This window comes from Streptomyces sp. SP18CS02, from assembly GCF_036322365.1.
GTDB lineage: Bacteria > Actinomycetota > Actinomycetes > Streptomycetales > Streptomycetaceae > Streptomyces.
In genome coordinates, this window is record NZ_JAQYXC010000272.1 from 1 (window position 1) to 23,165 (window position 23,165).

At 74.6% G+C, this 23,165-nt stretch carries 16 protein-coding genes; 4 read left to right on the plus strand and 12 right to left on the minus strand.

Going from position 1 to position 23,165, the window contains the following annotated elements:
• The 9 genes from PUR26_RS10755 to PUR26_RS10795 all read right to left on the minus strand — a co-directional run.
• Positions 1–183 (minus strand): AMP-binding protein (locus PUR26_RS10755; protein WP_329871549.1); only part of this gene is annotated, 183 nt, incomplete at its 3' end.
• A gap of 151 nt (positions 184–334) precedes the next feature.
• A complete protein-coding gene (locus tag PUR26_RS10760; RefSeq protein ID WP_329871551.1) occupies positions 335–550 on the minus strand; it encodes an MbtH family protein in 216 nt (71 codons plus the stop codon).
• A gap of 162 nt (positions 551–712) precedes the next feature.
• A complete protein-coding gene (locus tag PUR26_RS10765) occupies positions 713–2,191 on the minus strand; it encodes an amidase family protein (protein ID WP_329871553.1) in 1,479 nt (492 codons plus the stop codon).
• Positions 2,184–3,749, minus strand: coding sequence for an MFS transporter (locus tag PUR26_RS10770; RefSeq protein WP_329871555.1), 1,566 nt, complete (start codon positions 3,747–3,749; stop codon positions 2,184–2,186). The genes PUR26_RS10765 and PUR26_RS10770 overlap by 8 nt, the downstream gene beginning before the upstream one ends.
• Complete coding sequence (locus PUR26_RS10775; protein WP_329871557.1) at positions 3,746–5,131, minus strand: glutamate synthase-related protein; 1,386 nt, start codon at positions 5,129–5,131, stop codon at positions 3,746–3,748. The genes PUR26_RS10770 and PUR26_RS10775 overlap by 4 nt, the downstream gene beginning before the upstream one ends.
• Positions 5,128–6,147: an asparagine synthetase A gene (locus PUR26_RS10780; protein WP_329871559.1), complete on the minus strand. Its 1,020-nt coding sequence runs from the start codon at positions 6,145–6,147 to the stop codon at positions 5,128–5,130. The genes PUR26_RS10775 and PUR26_RS10780 overlap by 4 nt, the downstream gene beginning before the upstream one ends.
• Positions 6,148–6,153: 6 nt before the next feature.
• Positions 6,154–7,572, minus strand: a complete 1,419-nt coding sequence (locus tag PUR26_RS10785; RefSeq protein WP_329871561.1) for a methylaspartate mutase — start codon at positions 7,570–7,572, stop codon at positions 6,154–6,156.
• Positions 7,573–7,613: 41 nt separating this feature from the next.
• Positions 7,614–8,108 carry a cobalamin-dependent protein gene (locus PUR26_RS10790; protein WP_329871563.1) on the minus strand — a complete coding sequence of 165 codons (495 nt, stop codon included), beginning with the start codon at positions 8,106–8,108 and terminating at the stop codon, positions 7,614–7,616.
• Positions 8,109–8,496: 388 nt separating this feature from the next.
• Positions 8,497–9,807, minus strand: a complete 1,311-nt coding sequence (locus PUR26_RS10795; protein ID WP_329871565.1) for a helix-turn-helix domain-containing protein — start codon at positions 9,805–9,807, stop codon at positions 8,497–8,499.
• A 313-nt stretch (positions 9,808–10,120) separates the two neighbouring features.
• Between PUR26_RS10795 and PUR26_RS10800 the strand changes: the two genes are divergently transcribed.
• From PUR26_RS10800 to PUR26_RS10810, 3 genes are all read left to right on the plus strand, one after another.
• Positions 10,121–13,381 carry a type 2 lanthipeptide synthetase LanM family protein gene (locus PUR26_RS10800; RefSeq protein WP_329871567.1) on the plus strand — a complete coding sequence of 1,087 codons (3,261 nt, stop codon included), beginning with the start codon at positions 10,121–10,123 and terminating at the stop codon, positions 13,379–13,381.
• Between the two features lie 62 nt (positions 13,382–13,443).
• Entirely contained in the window at positions 13,444–13,680 is a 237-nt protein-coding gene (locus PUR26_RS10805) for a hypothetical protein (RefSeq protein WP_329871568.1), read from the plus strand.
• Between the two features lie 192 nt (positions 13,681–13,872).
• Positions 13,873–16,794, plus strand: a complete 2,922-nt coding sequence (locus PUR26_RS10810; RefSeq protein WP_329871569.1) for a helix-turn-helix transcriptional regulator — start codon at positions 13,873–13,875, stop codon at positions 16,792–16,794.
• A gap of 109 nt (positions 16,795–16,903) precedes the next feature.
• Here the strand turns inward: PUR26_RS10810 and PUR26_RS10815 are convergent, their stop codons facing one another.
• From PUR26_RS10815 to PUR26_RS10825, 3 genes are all read right to left on the minus strand, one after another.
• Entirely contained in the window at positions 16,904–19,846 is a 2,943-nt protein-coding gene (locus PUR26_RS10815; protein ID WP_329871571.1) for a hypothetical protein, read from the minus strand.
• Between the two features lie 2 nt (positions 19,847–19,848).
• Complete coding sequence (locus PUR26_RS10820; RefSeq protein ID WP_329871573.1) at positions 19,849–21,696, minus strand: HSP90 family protein; 1,848 nt, start codon at positions 21,694–21,696, stop codon at positions 19,849–19,851.
• Positions 21,697–21,760: 64 nt separating this feature from the next.
• Positions 21,761–22,747 (minus strand): hypothetical protein, encoded by a 987-nt coding sequence (locus PUR26_RS10825; protein ID WP_329871574.1) that lies wholly within the window; start codon positions 22,745–22,747, stop codon positions 21,761–21,763.
• A gap of 240 nt (positions 22,748–22,987) precedes the next feature.
• Between PUR26_RS10825 and PUR26_RS10830 the strand changes: the two genes are divergently transcribed.
• The gene (locus tag PUR26_RS10830; protein WP_329871576.1) at positions 22,988–23,161 is read left to right on the plus strand and encodes a hypothetical protein; all 174 of its coding nucleotides are present in this window, start codon (positions 22,988–22,990) and stop codon (positions 23,159–23,161) included.
• Positions 23,162–23,165 lie beyond the last annotated feature (4 nt).

Consider the following 23,165-nt stretch of genomic DNA (forward strand, 5'->3'; position numbering starts at 1 on the left):
CGTCTCGCCCCGCCGCACCCCACAACCCACCAGATGACGCGCAAGCCGATTCGCCGAAGCGTTCAACTCCCCGTACGAGATGCCCCGCCCCTCGAAAACCACAGCGGTGGCATGGGGAGTCCGCGCCGCCTGCTCCTCGAAGATCTGGTGGACGCAGTCCATGGACACCTTCATCATCTCCATCACTCGGCGGTCGGTCGAGGGCGTGTCGGGTGGTCCGGCGTGGTGTGACGCCGGCGTTGTGTGACGGGCCCGCGTGGTGTGACACCGGCGTGTATGACGATCCGGCGTGGTGTGACGATCGGGCGTGGTGTGGGGTGGCCGGGCCGACGGGTCAGCCCGCGGCGGTCTCGGCGATCAGGCTCGCCGGGCGCATGTCGGTCCAATGGGTGTCGACGTACTCCAGGCAGCTCTGCCGGGAGGCGGCGCCGTGGACGACGTTCCAGCCTTCCGGGACCTCGATGTCGGCCGGCCACAGCGAGTGCTGGTTCTCGTGGTTGACCAGCACCAGGTACGCGGCGTCCACGTTCTCGAAGGGATTGGTGGTCATCGGAATTCTCCTGTTCATGATGTGATTCTTCGGAGACGTCGAAAAGTTATCGCCGCGGTGAATTCCGGAAGGGCAGCAACCGGGGCAGCTCGGCGGCAGTTGTGCGGCGGCAGTGGAATGCGGACCTCTCGCCATTCCGCGCGATACGGTCCGCCGGCGCCGCTATCGGGGGTTTCGAAGGAGAGGCGCGTTCCGCAGAACGGCGGGTGTGCGGCGTTCTGCGCAGCAGCGTTCGGCCAGCAGCGCGTAAGGCAGCAGCGCCTCCAGGCCGGGCGGGCCGAACAGCGATACGCCGACCGGCAGTTCGCCGACGAACCCGGCCGGTACGGCGACGTTGGGGTGGCCGGCCAGGGCGGGGAGGGTGGAACTGGTCCGGGTGAACGGATCGGGCCCGTCACCGATGCGCCAGGCCGGGCCGCTGGTCGCGGCCATCAGGACGTCCACACCGTGGTCGGCCAGGGCCGTGGCGAGCAGCTCGCGGGCCCGCCGCCGGGAGCGTCGCCGCCGGTGGATGGCGAGCGCCCGGTCCTCATCGGTCAGCGCGGCGCACCGCTCGAAGAGTTCCTGGCCGAAGAAGCCCGGTTCCAGGGCGTCCCGCCGATTCGCCATGATGATCTCGTCGAGGGTGGCGGGGGCGTCGCGCCGGCTGCTCAGATACCGTTCGAGGGAGGGCCGGAACTCCGCGCAGAGCGCGTCGAGTCCGTCGACGAGCATGTCCCTGGGCAGGGTGAGCTCGACGGGCACGACGACCGCGCCCGCGTCGCGGAGCCGGTCGGCGGCACGTTCGGCCACGTCCTGGGCGTCGGGCGACATTCCCCGGACGTGCCACAGACCCACCCGGACGGTCTCCGGCGGGGCCGGGTCGAGGGGAAGCGGACGGCCGGTCAGGACCGCGAGGCAGAGCGCCGCGTCTTCGAGCCGCGACGCCAGCGGCCCGATGGTGTCCTGCACCACGGAGATCGGCACGACCCCGGCCGACGGCAGGGTGCCGGGAGCGGGTTTGATCGCGGCCACTCCGCAGACGCCGGCGGGGCAGACGAGCGAGCCGTCGGTCTCGGTGCCGATCGCGAGTGGGGCCATCCCGGCCGCGACGGCGGCGGCCGATCCGGCGGAGGAGCCCCACGGGCTGCGCTTGGGGTCGTACGGGTTGCGGGTCTGGCCGCCGACGGCGGACCAGCCCTCGATACCCCGTGTGGACCGGAAGTTGCCCCATTCCGTGAGGTTCGTCTTGCCGAGGATCACGGCCCCGGCCGCACGCAGCCGGACGACGACCTCCGCGTCCCGGTCGGGCGGGGTCCCGGCGAGCTGCCGGGAGCCGGCGGTGCCGGCGAGCCCCTGCGTGTCGATGTTGTCCTTGACGAGGACCGGGATGCCGTCCAGTGGGCTCAGGGGACGGCCCCTGGCGTGCCGGTGGTCGGCTGCGCCGGCCTGTGTCCGGGCGGTGCCGTCGACCGCGAGGACGGCACGGACCACGGGATCCACGGCGGTGACGCGTTCCAGGCAGGCAGTGACCAGGTCGGTGCTGGTGAGCTGGCGGGAACGCAGCAGCCGCGCCAGCTCGGTGACGGGACGGTCCTGGATGCCCGGGAGCCCCGGGGCCGGATCTTCGACGACAGCGGGGGCGGGGAGGCGGTCAGTCAAGGCGGGCCTCCCGCAGGAGGGGCGTGAACGTCACCGTGACGACGGCGGTCAGCGCGACCAGCGCGTGCAGCAGCAGCGCCCAGGTCATCCCGGTCCACTCGACGAGCACACCGAGGACCAGGTTGCCCATGGGGGCGGCGCCGAAGATGAGGAGCGCCTGGATCGACGCCACCCGGCCGCGCACGGTTTCGGGTGTCCAGCGCTGGACGCACGACACCAGCACGGTGCCGACCAGTGCCGACAGGAGTCCCAGGCCGGCGTAGGGGGCCAGGGCGGCGGCCATGGAGGGTGTCCAGGCCAGTGCCGCCAGGCACGCGGTCTGCCCGGCGGTGCCCAGGACCAGGACGCGTCCCGCGCGGTGGCGGGCCGGCCACACCAGGGACAGCACGAACCCGGCGGCGGCGCCGGCGGTGAAGGCGGTCAGCAGCAGTCCGGCGCCGGCGGCGGCCGAACCGTTCCGGCCCGCGATCAGCACCACTCCGATGTTGATCGGTCCCGCACCCGCGAACTCGGTCAGTCCGATCACGATGATCACGGTTCGCAGCCGTGGTTCGGCGGCCACGGCCCGCAGCCCTTCGCCGATGCGCGCCCTCAAGGACGCGCGCGGCCCGGTGCGGCGGGCGGTGCCGCGGCCCGCCGCGCCGGCCCCTCCGCCGCGCGTGGCGGCGTCCACGCCGTCGGCCGGGCCCGCCGGGGCCTGTTCCGTGGCCCCCGCCCCGGCCGTGGGCGGCCTCCCCGGCAATGTGGGACCGGGGCCCGCCGGGGCGGTACCCGGTACAGCGGTGTGCCCGCCCGCCGCCGTCCCCCGTACGGCAGCGGGCCCGCCGTTCTCCGCCGCCGCTCCGGGGGCGGCGGCGGAACCGCCCACGGCGCCCGGCGCGGTGGAGGGCCCGCCCGGTTCCGGCAGGGCCTTCGCTCCGTTCGTCTCCGGTGGCGGTGTGCCCCGTACCCGTACGCGGAGTACGGCCACCACCGACACCGCGTACGTCACGGCGTTGACGGCCGCGACCAGCGGGATGCCGCCGAGGGCCATCAGTACCCCGCCGAGCGGGCCGCCCGCCGCCTGGCCGCCGCGGAGGGCGCCCAGGTAGAGCGCGTTGCCGCGGACCAGGTGGTGGTGGGGCAGGAGCCCGGCGCGCATCGATCCGGAGGCCGGGATGAAGAACGCCCCGAAGAGCGAGAGCCCGGCGGCCGCCGCCACGAGCAGCGGCACTCCTGGGCCCAGGGCGAGGGCTCCGGCGGCCGCGAGCACCATGACGGCGCAGCGGGCCAGGTCGGCGCCGGCCATGACCCGGCGCGGGCCGATGCTGTCGACGACGGCGCCCGCGCCGAGCAGCGTGATCATCCTCGGCAGGGAGGCGAGCGCGAGGACCGCGCCCGCCCGTGCCGGGCCGGTCTCGGCGGTGACCGACCAGGCGAGGGTGACGTACCAGGCGGCGTCGCCGAGCGCGGACAGACCCATGGCGACGGCGAAGCCGAGGTAGCCGCCGCCCGTGAGGCCCGCGTCCTTCGTCCGGGTGGCGGCGGGGCCGGGCCCGGTGGCCGTGGCCCCGCTCATGGCCTGTGGCCCAGCGGCGTGTGGAGCGAAGGGTCCGGGTGCGGGAGCCCCGTCCCGGCCGCCCACACGTCCTCGTACGCGAGCGCGTCCGCCCGGTACTTGCCCAGCGCGCTGATCAGCAGGCGCAGTTCCAGGGACAGGGCCTCCACGAGACGGACCAGGCCCCGCTCGGGGTCCTCTTCGACCGCGAGGAGTGCCGCCCGTCCGAGTCCGACGGCGGTGGCCCCGAGGGCGAGTGCCTTGGCCGCGCGGGCGCCCTCCCACATCCGGCCGGACACCAGCAGTCCGGCGGCGGGGCGGCCGATGCGGCGCAGGCATTCGCCCAGCGGCAGCCCGACCCCGTCGAGGAAGCCCAGCGGGGCCCAGCCGGTGCCGCCCTCCGCGCCGTCGACGGTGACCGCGTCGGCGCCGGCCGACCAGGCGACGGCGGCGGCCTCCCGGACGTCCCGCCCGGGGTGGAGCTTGACCCACACCCGGGCACGGGGGAAGTTGTTGCGCATCAGCCGGATCTGCTGGCGCAGGATCTCCTCGGTGAACGTGCCGGGGCTGCCGCAGCGCAGGACCCGCCCGTCGCCGCCGAGGACGTCGTCGACGGTGTACTGGTCGGCGACGCGTGCGGCGGCTGCGCGGTCCAGGACGGTCATGCCTCCGAGCCCCGGCTTGGCTCCCTGTCCCACCTTCAGTTCGAAGGCGAGCCGCCCCGACTCCAGCAGCGGCCGGGCCGAGGGGTCGCTGTAGACAAGGTTCCACACCTCGGCGTCGGCGTCCTCGGTGCTCTGCTGCACGGCGACGCCGCCGGTGCCGTCGGGGACCTCGTCGAGGTAGGCGCGGATGCGGCCGAGCAGGGACCGCTCGGTGTGCCGGGACGGCGGGGTCGCGAGCCGCCCGTAGCCGTTGACGGGGACGACGTTCTCGCCGATCACCATGGGGATGCCGAGCCGTCCGGCCTGTCGGCTGGCGGCCGTGCCGAGGTCGGCGCTGGCCACCTGGGTGGAGCCGAACGCGGAGAGGTAGGCGGGTACTGGGGAGTGGAGGGCACCGACCACGGTGGCGAGGTCCACGTCGTGGTGCATCGGCTCGCGTGCGAGGTCGATGAGCTTCTCCAGGCGCTGCGGCATGAAGACGGGCGGCACCAGGCGGAGCTCGTCCAGGAGGTCGGTGCCCGGGGCGGCGGTCGCGTGACTCGGCGTGGCGCCGAAGAGGGTCCGTCCGTACGTTCCCCCGGGCGGGAAGAGGGCGGCGGTGCCGCGGCGGGCCCGGTCGCGTACGGCTTCGGCGGGGAAGCCGTCGGCCCGGAGGGCGGAGCCGTCGGGCGGGAGAGCGGAGCCGTCGGGCCGGAGGGCGGAGCCGTCAGAGGTCTCCCCGGTGGGTCGCGGGATCACGGGGCGACCACTCCCGGGACCTTCGGGTAGGCGCTGGCCTGCCATACGGCGTCGAGTCCCGCGAGGTAGCGGGTGAAGCGCTCCAGACCGATGCCGAAACCGGCGCTGTCCGGTATGCCGTCGCGGACCATCTGGAGATACCAGCCGTACTTGGCGGGGTTCTCGCCGGTCTCCCGCATCCGGGCGACGATCCGGGCGTACTCGAACTCCCGCTCGCTGCCGCTGCACAGTTCGCCGTAGCCCTCGGGCGCGATGATGTCGAAGTTGCGCAGGGTGCCCGGCTCGACGCGGCTCTCGCGGTCGTAGAAGCCGCGGGAGCCCTTGGGGTAGTCGGTGACGAAGAAGGGGCCGCCGGACTTGGCGGACAGCAGGGCCTCTCCCTCCCAGTCGATCTCGGCGTCGGCGCTCTGGTCGTGGCCCATGCCGCGCAGTTCGGCGACGGCCTCGGCGTGGGTGCGGTGGCCGAAGGGTTCTCCCAGGAGTTCGGTGAAGGCGCCGGTGTCGCGGCCGAGTCGCTCGAACTCCTCGGAGTGGTGCTCGGTGACCTCGCGCACGATGTGCCGTACGAGGTCCTCCCCGAGCCGGGTGATCTGTTCGCGGGAGGCGCCCGCGACCTCCACGTCGATCTGGTGGAACTCGGCGAGGTGACGACTGGTGTTCGCGGTCTCCAGGGGTTCCAGGCGGACGCAGGGCGCGATGCAGAAGATCTTGTCGAAGGCGAGCAGGGAGGCCTGTTTGTACAGGATGGCGCTCGTCATGAGCTTGTAGCGGTGGCCGTAGTAGTCGACGTCGACCTGCTTGGAGCCGCGCCCGCCGGGGTCGGTGACGGGTCCGATCATCGGCGGCAGCATCTCGGTGAACCCGTGCGCGCGCAGGAAGGAACGGGCAGCCGTGAGCATGCCGTTCTGGAGCCGTATGACGGCGCGGGTCGTCGGGTCGGTCAGGTGCCGTGCGGGGGCCTGCGGCAGGCGGTCCGTGTCGGCGGGACCGGCCGTCGGGTCCGTGATGTGCGGCATGGGTGTCTACCGTCCTTCTTCGGGGAGGGCCGCGCGGGCCGGCGGGCGGTGCCCGTCGCCGAGGGGCCGGTGGGCGGGCGGGAGGTCGAGCGCTGCGGCGTCGAAGCGCCGTTCCACGTGGCCGAGGGCCGTGAGAAGACCGCTGGAGGTCAGGCGTGGGGCGTGGGCGAGTTCGGCGATGCCGCCGAGCGGCATGGCGCCGATGGCGGACCAGCGCAGCCGTCCGTCGGTGTCGAGGTAACTGCGGGTCCGCTGGGCGTTGTCGGGGTGGAGGCAGTAGGGGACGTCGAGGTAGCCGCGCTCGAAGGCTCGCGGCAGGGCCCGGCCGAGATCGGGCGAGATCTCCAGGACCGCCTGGACGAGAGCGGACGCCTCGGCGTGGATACCGGTGTCGGGGACCGGCCCGGCGGCATGTCCTGGGGCCGGCGCCGGCATCGGCCCGGCGACGGGGGCGGCTGTCGGGTCGGCGGCGGGGGCGGCTGCCGGCCCCGTGGTCGCCGGCAGCGCGCGGGCCCTCTCGGTCTCGGCGGCGCGCGCCGCGGCTTCCAGGGCGGTCACGTTCTCCTGCACGCTCGGGATGCGGTGGGCCTCGGCGGCGGTCTTCACGATGAGGCGGGCCGCGCCGGTCCGCACCGCGAGCCGGGCCGACTCCTCGAGGAGGAGCCGGGCGCCGTCGGGGGTGCGCGGGAACACACCCATGTACGTGTAGAGGACGATGTGCCAGTCGAGGTCGGGCAGAAGCGCCTCCGCGAGTCGCCGCAGGGCGTGCACGGCCTCCTCGTCCTGACCGGGGTCGGTCTGCTGGGCGTAGCTGAGGGAGACGCTGCGCAGTCCGTGCTGGGCGAAGAACAGGGCTTCCAGGACGCTGAGCGCCACGAGCAGGCTCGGCGGGCACAACTGGCCCATCATGCAGCCGCCGAAGGTCTCCAGATGGGGTTCCGCTCCGTGGGCGCGGGTGCCGACGAGCAGGTCGCAGCCGCGTGCCCAGTTCTCGACCGAGGCGGTCAACGGGGTACGGCCGTAGGGCAGGCAGTAGGAGACGGGGCCGCCCTCGGTGGCGTCGAGCCCGGCGAGGACCAGTGCGGCGACGATGTCCTGCGGGGCGGCGGAGCCGTGGCGCACCTGCACGGGGAAGGCGTGGTCCTGGATGCCGTCGAGGACCGAGCGGGTGACGGCGGTGTCGAGGGTGACGAGGGGGTAGCCGTTGAGCGGGACGCCTTCGGCGAGGGCGCGGCGGGCGGCGGCCTGGTCTCCGACGCGGGTGTAGCTGTCCAGGGTGACGGTGCCGACGGTGGTGGCGTCGGCGGCCCTGGTGGCGGCGAGGCCGGCCCGCATGGCACGCGGGTCGCTCATGCCCATACGGGGCTGGACGACCAGGCGGCCGGCACGCCGCGCGGCGGAGACGAAGGCTCCGAACGATCCCATGGGAGACGGCCGGCCCGTGGCGGCCGGGGGCTCGGCGAGGGTCATGTCGTCACGCCCGCCGGGATGGATCCCAGGAAGGACCCGAACGACGCCAGGCCCGTGCCCTCCTCGAAGACCGCGTCGAAACCGGCCGCGAGGAGGCCGGCGTGTTCGGTGCTCCCGGCGCCGCCGATTCCGAGCTTGCCGCCGATCACGACGGGGATGGCGGCGGTCTCGGGATGGCCGCGCAGTCGACGGACGACCCGCCGTCCGTCGTTGGCGCCATGGCCGTTGACGCTGCTGATCACCACCAGGTCGGGGCGGTGCAGCCGGCAGTGCTCGACCAGGAGCCCATCGGGCACGCACGCCCCGAGGTTCGCGACCCGGTGCCCCAGCTCCTCCAGCAACAGGTGCAGGAACACGAGGTTCCAGGTGTGCGCGTCCGACGCGACGCTGGAGACGACCACCCTGAGTCCGGAGTCCGGCCGTAACGTCGTACTCGGGGTCTGTACCGGGGTGACCGGGGTGACCTGGGTGACCGGGGTGCCCACTTCCATAGCCTGCCTTCGCTCGACATGACGGATGACGTCTTCTCCCCCGCGATTCCCCGTGCCTTCCGGCGTTGTGTGCCGGGAGACGGTGTCCCGCGCCCGGCGCCCGGCGCCGTTTCCACGGCGTTCTCCACAGCGCTTGTCAGGCGCTTCTCACACGCTTTCCACTGCGCTTCTCACGGCGTTGCCACGGCGTTCTCACGGCGTGGCTTCCCGCGCTGCTCCCTGGACCCGTTTCTCGCGGTCTCCGCGAGTTCTCGCGTACGGGACCGGCGGGCGAAGCGGCGGGGTCGTCCGGTCGGGGCGTGCGTTCAACCTAGGGGGCGCTTCGGTGCGCGGGCGGAAGTACGGGCGGCAGGTGTCCGGCAGAATCGGCCGCGGGACGTGGGCGGCGTCATGCCACCGCGCGGACGACCGCGGATGCCGCGTCGTATCCCGGCGCAGGCCCGTGTCCGGTGGAGAAGGGGGCCGAGTGGCCCGCGAGGACCGACCGGACCCGGTTCAGGACACGGAAACGGTCCGGGCCGTCCTCGTCGGCGGTCCGGACCAGGCCGTGGACCAGCAGGCCGTACACGGTGTCGGCCAGGGAGGCCCCGGCGAGCAGCGCCGCCTCCTCCAGCGTCCAGCTTCCGGGCAGCGCGGACAGCGCGGCCAGCCGCTCCCGCAGCGGCGGCTCCAGTACGGCGAGGCTGCGCAGGACGGCGCCGGAGCCGCTTCCGGTCGCGGGGCCCCAGGCGGCGGGAGGGGCCGAGAAGCGCTCGGGGTCCCGGACGAGGGAACGCAGCAGCTCTTCCGGGGAGTGCACCAGCCCCCAGGCGGCCGTGGTCTCCAGCGCGCCGGGGACGCCGTCGAGCGTGCGGCACAGTTCGGCGACGGCGGCGGTCGCGGCGGGACGTGGGGCGTGGGGGCGCAGCCGTCGCAGATGCGAGAGGAACAGCCGGACGGCGGAGAACTCGGCGAGTGCGGCGGCATCGTGGTCGAGTGCGCGGCCGGGCACGGGCAGCGGGGCGACCGGCATGACCTGTTCACCGCTCAGGCGGGACGGAGTGGGCGCGGTGAGGACGATGCGCAGGCCCGGGCCGCGTTCGAGCAGGTGGTGGGCGAGGGGCCCCTCGGCTCTGTGCCCGAGACCGTCGAGCACCAGCAGTACGTCATGTCCGTGATCGCCTCCGGCGTCGGTCACGGACGGTTCGAGGTGGCGCAGTTCCCGCAGGTCGGGTGCGAGCCCGGCGGCCGGGACCCACAGCACGTCCCAGCCGTGACCGTCACGCAGGGCCCCCGCCGTCTCCCGTACCAGGCGGGTCTTGCCGACTCCGCCCAGCCCGACGACGCTCACCAGTCTCTGCCGGTCCACCGTCAGCAGCTCGATGAGGGAACGCATCTCGTGCTCCCGCCCGACGGTCGTGCCCAGCAGTACGGGCGGCGGGCCGGCCACCGGTCCGGCGGCGCCGGTGCCCTCGGTCGGGAGGTGGCTGCGCGCCACGTCGTGGAACGCTTCGCGGGACGTGCCGGTGAGCCGCAGGACGTCGGCGAGCAGCCGGACCGTCTCCTCCCGGGGACGGCGGGCGCGACCGCTCTCCAGGTCCCGTATCGCCCGGACGCTGAGTGTGGCCAGATCGGCCATCTGCTGCTGGGTCATCCCGCTGCGTCTGCGATGGGCGCGCAGCAGCCCGCCGAACTGGTCCGTGACGATGGCTGTGGTCATGGTCCCCTCCGCTGGTCGGTCCTGACGTCTCCCATGGTCGGAACGGTTCGGTGTGCACCACATGGGTCGGCCGCCCCCAGATTTGGCCACCCGGGCGCGGAGGATGTCCCGGGGGCGGTTCCGGGGGCGTACAGATGTGCGGAGCGGGCTGCCGGGGGGCGGAGGGGCGCGGGCCCGCGGCGCGCACACGCCGGTGAGCTGGAAGCGGACCGGGTGCCGCGCCGGGTGCGGCGGGTGGGTCGGGGGACGCGGAGCGAAACATGGGGGCGTTGCCCCCATGTGGGGCCGGGGCGCGCCTGCCACCGTTGCCCACGTGACCATCACGACCTCCACACAGGAGACCACTCCGGGTCTGGCTCCGGGCTGGTGGGCTCCCGCCCTCCACCTGCGGGAGCGGCTCGCGGCACCCGGCGCTCCGGCCGCCGCACCCTCCGGCCCGGCAGTGGCGCGGCTGGCGGACCGGGTGACGGCACTGGGCCAGGACGAGGCGTTCCGGGCGCGGCTGGCCGCGCTCGGCGCCGATGTGCCGACGGTCGCCGCGCTGGCGGCGGAGCCGGCGGCACGGCTGGCCGCCCGGGCGCGGCGGCCCGTGTGGGCGGAGTTCGTCGAGCGTGCCGTGGCCACGGCACCGCTGCGGCCGGCTCCGGGCCTGGGGTCCCCGGCGGACGCGGCCGGGCAGCACGCGTGGACGGCCGCGGCCCCCGCGGACGGCGCCGGGCGCCGCACGCCGGACCCGGCCGCGGCTCCCCAGCCGGACGCGGCGCCGGGGCACGACGCCTGGCGGCGGGCGTTCGCCGGTGCGCTGGCCCCCCTGACCCGGGCGGCCGGCCGTGCGCTGGCCGAGCGGCTACGGGCCCTGCCGGGCCTGGTCGGCCGGGTCGATCCGGACTCCGTACGGGCGCGGTTCGAGCAGCAGCTCGGTCATCGGCTGGTGGGCCCGGCGGCGCGCACCCTCGTTCTCGAACTGAACCGCGCCCGCGCCGAGGGACGGCTGGACGGGACCACGCCCGAGCGGCGCTTCGCCCGCTTCACGGCGGAACTCGGCACCCAGGGCCCCCTGGCCGGCCTGTTCGGCCGGTATCCGGTGCTGGCACGGCTGCTGGGCACCGAGTGCGTCCACGCCACCGCCGCCGCCGCCGAACTGCTGGAACGGCTGGCCGGCGATCGGGCCGCCCTCGTGGAGGAACTCCTCGGCGGCCTCGACCCCGGTGCGCTGACCGGCGTGGACCTCGGGCACGGGGACACCCACCAGCAGGGCCGCGCCGTGGCGCTGCTCCGCTTCGCCGACGGCCGCACGGTGGTGTACAAACCCCGCCCGCTCGACCAGCACGTCTGTTTCGACCGGCTCGTGGCCTGGCTGGACGACCGGCTGCCCGGCCTCGGACTGCGTACGGTGACGGTCGTGCGCCGCGACGGCTACGGCTGGCTGGAGTTCGTCGACCACCGGCCCTGCCGGTCGGTCGGTGAGGTCGACCGGTTCTACCGGCGGCAGGGCGCGCTCCTGGCGCTGCTGTACGCGGTGGACGGCGCGGACATGCACTACGAGAACCTGGTGGCCCGCGGGGACCAGCCGGTGCTGGTCGACGTGGAGACGCTGCTGCACCCCTCGGTGCCGATGGCCGCCACGGCGGGCCCCGACCCGGCCGCGCTGGCCCTCTCCGCCTCCGTGCACCGCACCTGTCTGCTTCCCCAGTTGCTGATCGACGAGCACGGGGCGCTGGACATCTCCGCGGTCGGCGGTGGTCAGGCCGCCCTGTCCCCCACCGATGCCGTCGACTGGGCGGACGCCGGCACCGACACGATGCACCTGGTGCGCCGCCCGGTTCCGTACGCCGGCAGTCCCAACCGTCCGTCGCTGGACGGCCGGGCGGTCGACCCGGGGGCGTACGAGGCGGCTCTGCTGACGGGTTTCCGGGCGGGTTACGACGCCCTGGTCGCGCACCGCGGGGAGCTTCTCGCGCCGGAAGGTCCGCAGGCCGCCTTCGGCGCCGCGCCGGCGCGCCTCGTGGGCCGGGCGACCCGGCTGTACGCGACGCTTCTGGACGAGTCGGCCCACCCCGACGTGCTCGGTGACGCCGTCGACCGGGACGTGCTGTTCTCCCTGCTGTACGCCGAGTCCGCGGGCGACCCGGTGCGGCGGAGGCTGGTCGAGCACGAGATCGCGGACCTCTGGGACGGTGACATCCCGTTGTTCTTCCACCGGCCCGGAGGCACCGACGCCTGGTCGTCCCGTGGGGTACGGCTGCCGGATCTGCTGGCGGCACCCGCACTCGTCGTCACCGAGGAGAAGATCTCCGCTCTGGGCGAGGTGGACCGCCACCACCAGGAATGGCTGATCTCCGCCGCGCTGTCCACCCGCCGGGCCCGCCGCGTCACGCACCGCGCCGACGCCCCGGGGCTGCCCCCCGCGCCCGCCTCGGTGCCGGAGCCGAGACGGCTGCTGGCGGCGGCCTGCGGCATCGCCGACGAGATCGTGGGGCGCGCGGTCCACGACCGCTCCCGGGCCAACTGGATCGGTCTGGAGCTGGTCAACGGCAGACACTGGGCGGTGACCCCGATGGGGGCCGGTCTCGCCGACGGCTACACCGGAGTGGCGCTGTTCCTGGCCCAGTTGGGCCATCTGACCGAGGTGGGCCGCTACCTGGAGCTGGCGTCGCGGGCGGTACGGCCGCTGCCGCGGCTGGTCCGCGCGCTCGCCGCCGACCCGGAGCTGAGCCGTGCGGTCGGGCCCGGCGGATTCCACGGCCTGGGCGGGCTCTGTTACGCGCTGGCCCGGCTGACCACCCTCCTCGGCGACGACCGGCTCGGCGACTGTCTGCCGCTCGCGCTGCGAGCGCTCGCCGCCTCGGCCCGTACGGACGACCCGGCCGGTCCCCCGGCGGACGTCGCCACCGGGCTCGCCGGAGGCCTGGCGTCGCTTCTCGCGGTGCACCGGGAGTCCGGGCTGCCGCAGGCCGCCGCCTCCGCCCCGGAGTTCGCCGGCCGGCTGCTCGCGGCGGCCGAGGCCCTCCCGGACGGGTTCCTGCGGGGGCGGGCCGGGGCGGGCTGGGCACTGTGCCGCTACGGGGCGGCCGTCGCCCCGCCGGAGGGCGCGTACGCCGCCGCCGGGCGGGCCCTGCTCGGCCCGGCACCGGCCGGCACCGGCCCGGACACGGACCTCGGCTGGTGCTCGGGGCTCTCCGGCACCCTCCTGGCCGGGGTGACCGGCAACGGGCCGACGCAGACCCGCGCCCCTGCCACCGCCGGGCCCGACGCCCTGCGGTCCCCGCTCGACGCGGACCGTCCGCTCTTGAGCGACCTCAGCCTGTGCCATGGGGAACTCGGCACGCTGGAGCCCCTGGCCGCCGCCGCGGCGCGGGGACTTCCCGGGGCCGCCGACCGGCTCACCCACCGGGCCGGGCTGGTGCTCGGCGCGCTGGACCGGTACGGACCGCGCTGTGCCACCCCGGACACGGTGCCCTCTCCCGGGCTCCTCACCGGACTGTCCGGCATCGGCTACGCCCTGCTGCGGCTGGGCTTCGCCGAGACCGTCCCCTCCGTGCTCCTCCTCGACCCCACCCCGGGGAAGCCGTGACGGCGCCACCCGTACGGCACGTACACCCCCGCATCCGCATCCGCATCCGCGAAAGGATCTTCATGAACCCGCAGACGCCGTCCCACGAGACCGTCACCGCGCTCACCGACACGACCACCGACGAGCTCGCGGGTGCGGTCCGCGGGGCGGAGCCGGCCGCCGGGCGCATCAGACTCTCCGGGCGCGACCGGGCCACGGCCCGTACCCGTGTACTCGCGGGTCTCGCGCTCGGCACCGGCCTCGTGGCGATCCTCAACGACATCGACACCACCGTGAGCGTCCCCATCCTCCCGATCTGACGTCCCGCCCCGGGCCTCCCCGCACCGCGGCCGGCCGCCTCCTTCCCCCGTGGAGGCGGCCGGCGCCGCCCTCGGACGGCGCGCGGGGGCACGATCCGGGCACCGGACGGCGATGGCGCAAATCTTTCGTGGTCAGGCGCTCCTGAGCGGAGCGTCGCTTATGCCCTGCCATGAACAGGTAGCTTCGCGGGTATGTATCCCCAAGCGCCCCTCCTCGTCGGACGTGACGCGGAGATCGCCCAGTTGGAGCGCGCCCTCGACACCGCACGTGGGCAGCGTGGCAGCACGGTGTTCCTGGTCGGCGACGGAGGCATCGGCAAATCACGTCTGGCGGCCGAGGCGACGGGCCGGGCCTTCTCCGCGGGAATGCGGGTGCTGCGGGGCCGGGGCAGCACAATCGGGCCAATGGTGCCGTTCCGGCCGCTCACCGAGGCGCTGATGTCGCTCTTCCGCGGCGGTGAGCCGTTGGATCAAGCCGAACTGGGCCCGTACCGGCCGGTGCTGGGACGTCTGGTCCCCGACTGGGCGGGCGACGCGCAGAACGGCGGCTCGCTGGTGGTGCTCGCCGAGGCCGTTCTGCGGCTGCTCGCCGTGGTCTCCAGGGAGCGGGGCGCCCTGGTGGTCCTGGAGGACCTGCACGACACCGACACCGAGACGCTGGTGGTGCTCGAATACCTGGTGGACAACCTGGAGCATCTGCCGGTGGTGCTGCTCGCCACGACCCGGGCGGAGCCCTGCGCCGCCCTGGACCTGGCGCACTCGGTGACCCAGCGGCGCTCCGGTGTCCTCCTCGGTCTGGGGCCGCTGGACCGGTCCGAGGTCACCCGGATGATCGCCTCCTGTCTGGACACCGAGGCGGACCAGGTGCCCCGCGAGATCGTGGCGCGGCTGTGGGACACCAGCGTCGGCAACCCGTTCGTCGTCGAGGAGCTGCTCCACAGCATGCTCGGCAACGGATCGGTGGTCCACCGGGGTGTCTCCTGGGAGGTGGTCGGTCCGCTGCGCACGGAGGTGCCGAGCACGCTGGTGCGGGGCATCGCGCACCGTACCGACCGGCTGGGGCCGCAGGGCAGGATGCTGCTGTCGGCGGCGGCCGTGCTCGGCCACCGCTTCCCGCTGTCGGTGCTCCAGCGGATGTCCGGCATCGACGACCACGGTCTGCTCAGCCATCTGCACGCCGGTGTGGCCGCCCAGTTGGTGGTTCCGGACGAACCGGCGCCCGACTGGTACGCGTTCCGGCATCCGCTGACCGCCGAGGCCCTGCTGGCCCAGCTCACCCCCACCGACCGGGCGAAGCTGTCCGGCCGGGCCGCCGAGGTGGTGGAGGAACTCCATCCCGGGCTGCCGGGCGAGTGGTGTCCGCTGATGGCCGCGTTGCGCCGGGACGCGGGCGATCCGGTGGGTGCGGCCCGGCTGTTCACGGAGGCGGGCCGCCGTGCGCTGGCGGACGGCGCCGTGGGCTCGGGCGTGTCCCTGCTGCTGCGCGCCGACGAGCTGCTGGCGGGGCGGCAGGACTGGGTGGCCCGGGCCGAGGTGCTGGAGTCGCTGCTGCCCGCGCTGGCCGAGAGCGGTGAGTTCGGCCGCGCCTTCGAGCTCGCGGAGGGGCTGCATGAGCTGGTCGGCGCAGGGGTGGAGGCCTCCCGGCTCGCCGCGCTGCACACCCGGCTGGCCAAGGTGGCGCATCTGGCGGGCCGCTGGGCCGACGGCAACGCACAGATCGCCGAGGCCAGGACGCTTCTGGAGACCGTGCGCGACCCGGCGCAGAGGGCCGCCGTCGACGTGGTGGCCGCGTATCTGGCACTGGACACGCCAGGGCCGGACCGGACCGAGACGGCCGAGAAGCTGGCCCGCGACGCGGTCTCGGCGGCCGATGCCGGTCCGCTGCCGGTGGTGGCCTGTGAGGCCTGGGAGCTGCTCGGGGTGCTGGCCCGGGAGCGCGATCTGGAGGAGGCCCAGCTGTGCTTCGAACGGGCTCGGCGGATCGCCGAGCAGCACCGGCTGCCGATACCCCGTATCTACGCGCTGGTGCGCATCGGCGGGAACCAGTGGCTGGCGGACGGGGACACGCGCACCCTGGAGCTGGCGCGTGACGAGGCGTTGCGGCTCGGCGCGGTCACCATCGCGTACTCGATCGACGCGATCCTCGTCCTCCAGGCGGTGCTCGGCGGCCGGTTCGAGGAAGCCGCGCGGCTCGGCGACGAGGTACTGACGACGGCGGCCCGGCTGCGGCTCGCGCCGGTGGCCCGGTATGTGCTGATGACCCGGGCCACGCTGGCGGCGCACCAGGGCGACCGGGCCACGATGGAAGAAGCCCTGCGGGAGTTCGCCGGCTGGGACGGGGCGGGCTCGCAGGAGGAGCCGCTGTGCATCGGCCTGGCCGGGGCGTTCTGCGCCCTGCTCGAGGAGAACCGGCCGCTGGCGCTCAGGGAGCTGGACCGGGCGCGCGCCCGGGAACGGGACAGCCCCACGACGTTCCATCTGAGCGGTCTGCACGGGCTGCGGCTGCTGCTGGACGTGCTGGCCGGCGAGGCCGACTGGGACCATTACCACCGGTCGGCCGCCACCTCGGCGAGCCGGATGCGCTGGAACCGGCACTTCGTCCTGCTGGCCCACGCGGTGCTGCTGGGCCGCTCGGGCGAGGCGTCGGCGGCGGCGGCGTCGGTCGCCGAGGCGGAGTCGCTGGCCGCCCCCTATCCGACCGCGCTCCATCTGGGGCTGCGGCTGACGGCCGAGGCGGCGCTGGAGAACGGCTGGGGTGATCCGGCCGCCTGGCTGCGCCGGGCGGAGGAGCACTTCCACGCCGCGTCCGTGCCGGACGTCGCGGGCGCGTGCCGGGCCCTGCTCCGTCAGTCCGGCGTCTCGGTCCGCCAGCGGCGCAGCGGCGCGGACCGCATTCCGGCGCCGCTGCGGGCGCTGGGGGTGACGGTCCGTGAGTACGAGGTCTTCCAGTTGCTGGCGGAACGTTTGAGCAACAAGGCCATCGCGGGCCGTCTCTACATCTCGCCCCGTACGGTCGAGAAGCATGTGGCCGCCCTGCTGACCAAGACGGCGCGGCCGGACCGCGAGGCGTTGTGCGACCTGTCCGCGTCGGACGCGGCGACCGGAACCCGCTGACTCCCGCGGGCGGGGGCCGGCCGGCGGAACGGGAGTGCGGGGCGTACGCCACCGCATGACCCGGATCCGTTCGTACAGGGGCGCCCCGCGGCCAAGGCACCCCGCCGGGTCACTCCTCGTCGCGCAGCCGGGCCGCCAGGGAGGTCAGCGGCTCGGTGTCCTCGGTGTGGCCCAGGGCGGTCAGACGGGAGACCGCCGCGTCGAGGCGGGTGAGGGCGGGGGCGGGGCGTTCCAGGTAGATGCCCTCCACGGCACCCGCGAGACGGACGCACTCGGCCCACTCGCCGGCGTGGTCCTGCTCCGGCCCCGGCTCGCCGAGCAGCGCCAGGGCCTTCTCCAGGGCGGTCAGGGCTTCCTCGTACTCTCCGGCGTGGGTGTGGACCCGCCCGTGTTCGTAGGCCAGGGCGGTGTCCAGGGAGCGACCGTGGGCCTCGTACCGGGCGGCGCGGGCCTCGTCGGCGATCCGGCCGGCGTCGGCGAGGTAGGCGAGGGCGTCGGCCAGGCCGTCGGAGCCCTGCTGGCGGGCCTGGAGCCGGGCGAGTTCGCGCAGGCAGTTGCTGAGCTGCTCGTAGCGCGGGGCCCGGGTGTGGGCGGCGAGTGCCTGGTCGGCGGCCTCGCGGGCGGGGCCGAACCGTCCGGACTCACCGAGGAGTACGGCCGCCTCCGCGGCGATCATGGCATGGCTGCCGGGGTCGTCGTCCCAGCCGGCCGACTCGGCGGCGAGGGCGACGAACTCCGCCACGGCGGCCTTGAGGTCCTCCCCCGCGTGCAGGGCGCGGGCGCGGGTCAGGCGCAGCTGGGCGACGAGCCGGTCGTCCAGCTCTCCGGCGGCGACGTCCGGTTCGGCCAGGAGCGAGTCGAGCAGAGCGATGCAGTCCTCGACACGGCCGAGGTCGAGGCTGAGCTGGGCCGCGTTGCTGTAGGTGCAGAACGCGTCCGTCCGGCTGCCCCGGCGGAGGTCCGCCTCCGCCGAGCGCGTGAGGTGGCGCAGTGCCTCGTCCGGGCGGCCCAGGTGTATGCAGGCTTCGGCCAGGTCGTTGTGGAGGCGGGCGGTGTCGACCGTGTGGGCCGGCCAGTCGGCGGCCAGCCGCAGGCCCTCGGTCAGGTCCGCGTGCGCGGCCTGGGCGTCCTGGAGGGCGAGCTGGAGGCGGCCACGCAGGGCGAGCGTGCGGGGCAGGTGCCAGGCGGGCCCGTGTGCTTCGAGCCGCTGGAGGAGGGCGTCGATCTCGTCGACCGCCGCGGGCAGGTTCCCGGAGATGGCGTGCGTACTGGCCCGCAGCAGCATGGCGCCGGAGATCTGCCCGGTGATGTCGTGCCGGGTGGCGAACGCGTGCAGCAGGTCCACCTCCGCGAGCACCGGCGCGACGTGCTCCTCGCTCCTCGTCGTCTGCACGCGCAGGCCGAGCGCGGTCGCCCGCATGCGCAGCAGGCCGGCCGCCTGGTACGGGGCGAGACCGGGCGTCTGCTCGTGCAGGCGGACCATGGTCGCGTGGGCGGTGGTGAGCGCGGCGGCCTTCGCCTCCGCATCGGCCTCGTCGGCGCCCTCCGCGGGGATCTCGGCGGCGGCGAGCAGGGCGCAGGCGCGGGCGAGTGCCGCGTGATCCGGCACTCCGGCGTCCTCGTACAGGCCCGCGGCCTCCTCGTGGAGGGCGGCGGCGTCGGCGAACCGGTCCTTGTCGTCGGCCCGTCTCGCCTCGTCGGACAGCAGGTCCGCGCGCAGCTGTACGAGGGGGCCCACCGCGGGGTCGTCGGGGTGGGTGTAGCCGCGGGTGGTGACGAGCGTGCGCAGCCGCGCCCAGCAGGCGTACGCGTCCGGGTGCCCCTGCCGGGACAACTCCCTTGCCCGCGTGATGAGTTCCGGCAGTGATTCGGGGTCGGCGGAGGCCGTACCGGGGGCGGGCCCGGCGGCGGCGGCCGGGGCCACGTCGTCCAGGCCGCGGCTGCGCAGGGTCAGTTCCAACGCGTCCAGGAGCGGGGCGCGGTCGAGCCGGGCCCGGCGGCGGTCGGTGTGGGCCGTCGTGCCGTTGCGGGCGTCGAAGCGGGCGGCGAGGTCGTCGGCGCGGTCCCTCACCTCGGCCCGAAGGCCGGTCACCGTCCAGGTGCGGCCGGCGTACCCGGCGGCGGGGAGCTCGCCGTGGCCCAGGAGCTCGACGCGCCGGAGCAGGACCTCGACGCCGGTGAGGAGGTCGAGCAGGTCCAGCGGCGAGTCCACCTCGTCGAACAGGTTCCGGTTCTCGGCGAGGAGCTCCAGGCCGCGTGCCTCGTTGCCGGTCAGCGCGCAGAACTCCAGGTGCCGGCCGACCTCCCCGGACATCGAGGGGTTGCGGCGGCAGGCGCGGTAGCCGGCGAGGTGCAGTTCGCGGGCCCGGTCTGCGCGGCCGGTGCGCAGCAGGGGCAGCAGGGCGTGCGAGACGGAGCGGGCCGGCTCCTCCTGGCAGGATTCCTTCCCGTCCAGGACGGGTTCCCAGACGCGCAGCGCCCGCTCGTCGTCGCCTGCCGTGAGGTGGTACAGGGCGCGCTCGCAGGTCTCGCACGCCTCGCAGTCGCTGAGCGGGGTGCGGGTGCGGCCCGCCCACAGCTCGTAGGCGAGGGCGGTGTTCTCGCCGGTGTGGGCGGCGAGCTGGTACGCCTGTCCGTAGTAGGGCTGGAGGCCGAAGCCGGCCTTCTCGTACCGCTCGCCCATCTCCGTCAGCCACTGGCGCAGGCTGGCCAGCGGTATCTCGGGCAGGGCGCGCAGGGCGTGGGCCACCCACTTGAACCGCCAGAACAGCAGGCGGCGCAGGCGCTCGTCGAAGACGTCGGGCTGCTCGTCGAAGAGGGTGAGCAGGCGGGCGAAGACGACGGGGGACTTACGGGGTTCGGAGCCGTAGTTGTACGCCTCCTGCAGCTCCAGGAGGGCGTGGACGAGCGGGACGGGCTCGGCGAACTGCTCGGCTGCGTCGACGAGTTCCTCGGCCGTGACGGTGCGGAGGCGGCCGTAGGGGCGCCGGTCGTTCTCCTGGAGCGCCCGGTAGAGCTCGTCGGTGCTCTGGGGATGGGGTGCGGTAGGCATCGTCAGCTGTCCTTGCGGAGGGCGTGGGCGAGGAGGTCGAGGAAGGAGCGGTTGATGAGGCTCGACTCGGCGGGCCTGAGCGGGCGCCGGGACAGCAACGCGGCCTGCCCGTACAGGGCTTCGGCGCTGGTGCGGGCCAGCTCGGGCTCGTCGATGGCCACGGCGGTGCGGACCAGCGGGTTGAGCTGGTTGAGGATCAGCTGGGCCCGCGGGGCCTCCTGGCGCAGGGCACCGAGGATGTCGCCCCACAGGCCGCCCTCCTGTTCCCGGGCGAGCTGGGAACGGGTGCGCTCGTGCCGGGCCTCTCGGCTGTCGACCAGGAGAGCGGGGGCGGAGGCGGGCTGGAAGGTGCGCAGAGCGACGTCGCAGTCGAAGACGGCGAGGGCGTCGCGGGCCAGGGCGAGGTAGGCCGCGGCGGCCAGCTCCGTCTCCCGGTCGACGGGGTCGAGGTGGGCGGTGAGGGTCGCCGGGTCGAGGTCGGCGACGCTGACCTCCGGCCTGATCTCGGGCAGCCGGTGGACCAGTTCGCGGTCGTACGTGTAGCCGCCGTTGACGACGCCGAGTCCGGCGGCCGAGGCGATGGACGCGACCTGCCGGAACTCCTCGACGCTCGATGTCACGAGCACGGTGCGGTGGGTGCGCGCGAACTCGTCGAGGGTGGCGTGCCCGTCGGTGGTCTCGAACGGCAGCCAGGGCAGCAGCATCCGCAGGATCTCGTCGTCGTGCACCGCGAGCGACTTCACGGCGAGGTGGTGGGCCTGGAGGAAGCGGGCGAGCAGGTCCGGATCGCTGGCGGCGGCCCGGGCGATCCACGCGCGCAGCCGCTCGGCGAGGGCGTCGCGGACGGCGGCCAGGGTGTCGTCCTCGTACAGGGCCTCGCGGGACGCCGTCGGGCGCAGGCTCTCGGCGTCGACGACGCAGCGGACGAAGAACGCCCACTCGGGCAGGATCTCGTCCGCCTGCTCGGACAGCAGCATGCCCTTGACGTGCACGCGATGCCCGTGGCGGCGGCCGGCGGGCACCGCCTGGGGCAGCACGCACGCGATGCCCTTCAGGCCGACGGCCGGCAGGTCCAGCTCGATGGTGTCCAGCGGCGTGAAACCGAAGACCCCCTCGCCGTACGCGGCCAGCGCCCGGGCTCGGGCGCCCGGGGTGGGGTGGGTACGCGCCCAGGGCGCGGGCTCGGGGTTGACGGACGCGCCGGGGCCGCCGGTGCCGTCGTCGAAGCTCACCGGATGGCGCAACAGGGAGCCGAAGTGCCGGGCCAGCGCGTGCACCTGCTCGGGCCGGGTCCACTCCCCCGCGTCGGCGCGCGGTGTCAGCGTGACGGTGGTTCCCGGCCGGGGGCGGGCGGAGGCGGGGAGGGTGCGGACGGTGTAGCTGCCGTCGCCGCGTCCCCGCCACTCCACGGCGGGTGCGTCAGGGGTGCGGGCGGAGCGGCTCAGGACATGGATCTCGTCGGCGACCAGGAAGCAGGAGAGCAGGCCGATGCCGAACTGGCCGATGAAGTCGCCGCGCTGCTCCGCGATCCGTTCGGCGCGCTTGCTGCTGCGGCCGATCGTGGCCAGGAAGGTGTGCACGTCGGCAGCGGTGAGACCGACGCCGTCGTCCTCGACGCGTACCACCGAACCGTCGGCGTACAGGCGGATGCCGAAGCCGTCGGCGGGGGCGGCCGGCTCCAGGCCGTGCCGGGCGGTCAGCGCGTCCACCGCGTTCTGCAGGAGTTCGCGCAGGTAGACGCGGGGACTGGAGTAGAGGTGGTGGGAGAGGAGATCGACGAGGCCGCGCAGATCCACCTGGAAGGTGTGGTCGGCGCCGGACGGGTTCGGGGCGGTGTCGGGCAGAGTCATCGGGCAGTCCGGAGTGGGAGGGTCGGATGGGGGCACGGCGGTCGGGGCCGGGGTCCGCGTGCGCTCAGGCGCCGCGGTGGTGGCGGGCGAACTGCTGCTCGGGCTCCGCGAAGTAGGTCCAGGGCCAGCTGGTGTAGGCGCCGTCGAGCGCCTTGAAGACACGCCGGACCGTGTGACGCTCACCGGCCAGCGACAGGGCCATGGCGAACATGTTGAAGTCCTGCTGCCAGCCCGGGCGCCGCGCGTAGGCGGCGTGGAGGATGCTGTGATCGGCGGCGTCCCGCAGCTCGGCCTGGATCGCGGGAGTCACGAGGCAGTCCCCGCGGTCCGACTCGACCCAGTCCTCGATGTGGGCCATGGCGATCACACAGCCGAGGCGGTCCCCCTGCGGGGCGCGGGCGAGCGCGTCGCGGGCGAACGCCAGGGCCTGGCCCGGCTCGCCGCCCCAGCGGGGCTGCAACTGCGACACCCACTCCAGGTGGGTCTCCAGGTCCGACGGGTCACGGCGCAGGGCCGCGTCGAGCCGGGTCTCGTTGACGGCCGGCCCCAGCGACATGCCGCGGCCGGAAGTGAGCAGTCGGCACCACGGCGTGACCCAGTCCGGGCGCAACTCGGCGGCTTCGAGCAACTGCTCCTCCGCGATGCGGAGCCGCTCGTGGAAGACCCGCCACTGCTCCTGCGTGACGTTCACCGCACGCGCGGCGGTGCGCGCCTCCCATCCCCAGCTGATGTGACGCGTCCCGGACACCAACAGGGCAAGCGCCCGGTGCTCCTTGTCCTCGGCGACGGCCCGGCCGATCCAGTCCTGCACACCGTCCAGATCTGCCAGCTCGCCGAGCACCTGGTGATCGCGGCCCGGGTCGAAGGGAGCCAGCGCCACCTTGACCGCCTCCCAGTCACCCGCGTCCGCCGCCTCCACCAGCCCGAGCACCCGCTGGTCCCCGAGCGCGCGCAGCGTGTACATCCCGCTCTTCCGCCTGCGCGGGACAGGCAGGGCGTACGGATCAGCCGTCGATCCCTCCCCACTCCTGCCGAACAGCCTGCCCAACATGGCACCCTCCCCTGGTCCCGCATGATCGTCCGGTGCAGCATAAGCAGCTCCACTGACATCGCTTCCACAGGGTGTTCACGGGTGCTTCACGGCTCCCTCCCGGTGCCGCCCCCTCGTCCCTGCCCGGGTGGACCCGGTCGCGGCGCACCGCGGTGACGTCGAGGGGCCGGTGCTCCTGCCCGGGGGCTCTTCCCGGTGCTGCCCGATCTGCCGAGGGGCCCCACCGAGGAGGGCCGGCGGGTGGCCGCCGGGCAGCGGGAGGCACCCGTGCCCTGGGGTCCGCCGTACCAGGTGGCCACCACGGGCCGGGGGTCGGCGGGCCTGCCGTACGAGCTGCGGCGCGCCCCGTGGCGTCCGTCCCGCGGCCACGCCCTGGCGGACGACCCGCCGGGGCTCGGCCTCGGCGGCCCGTGACCGT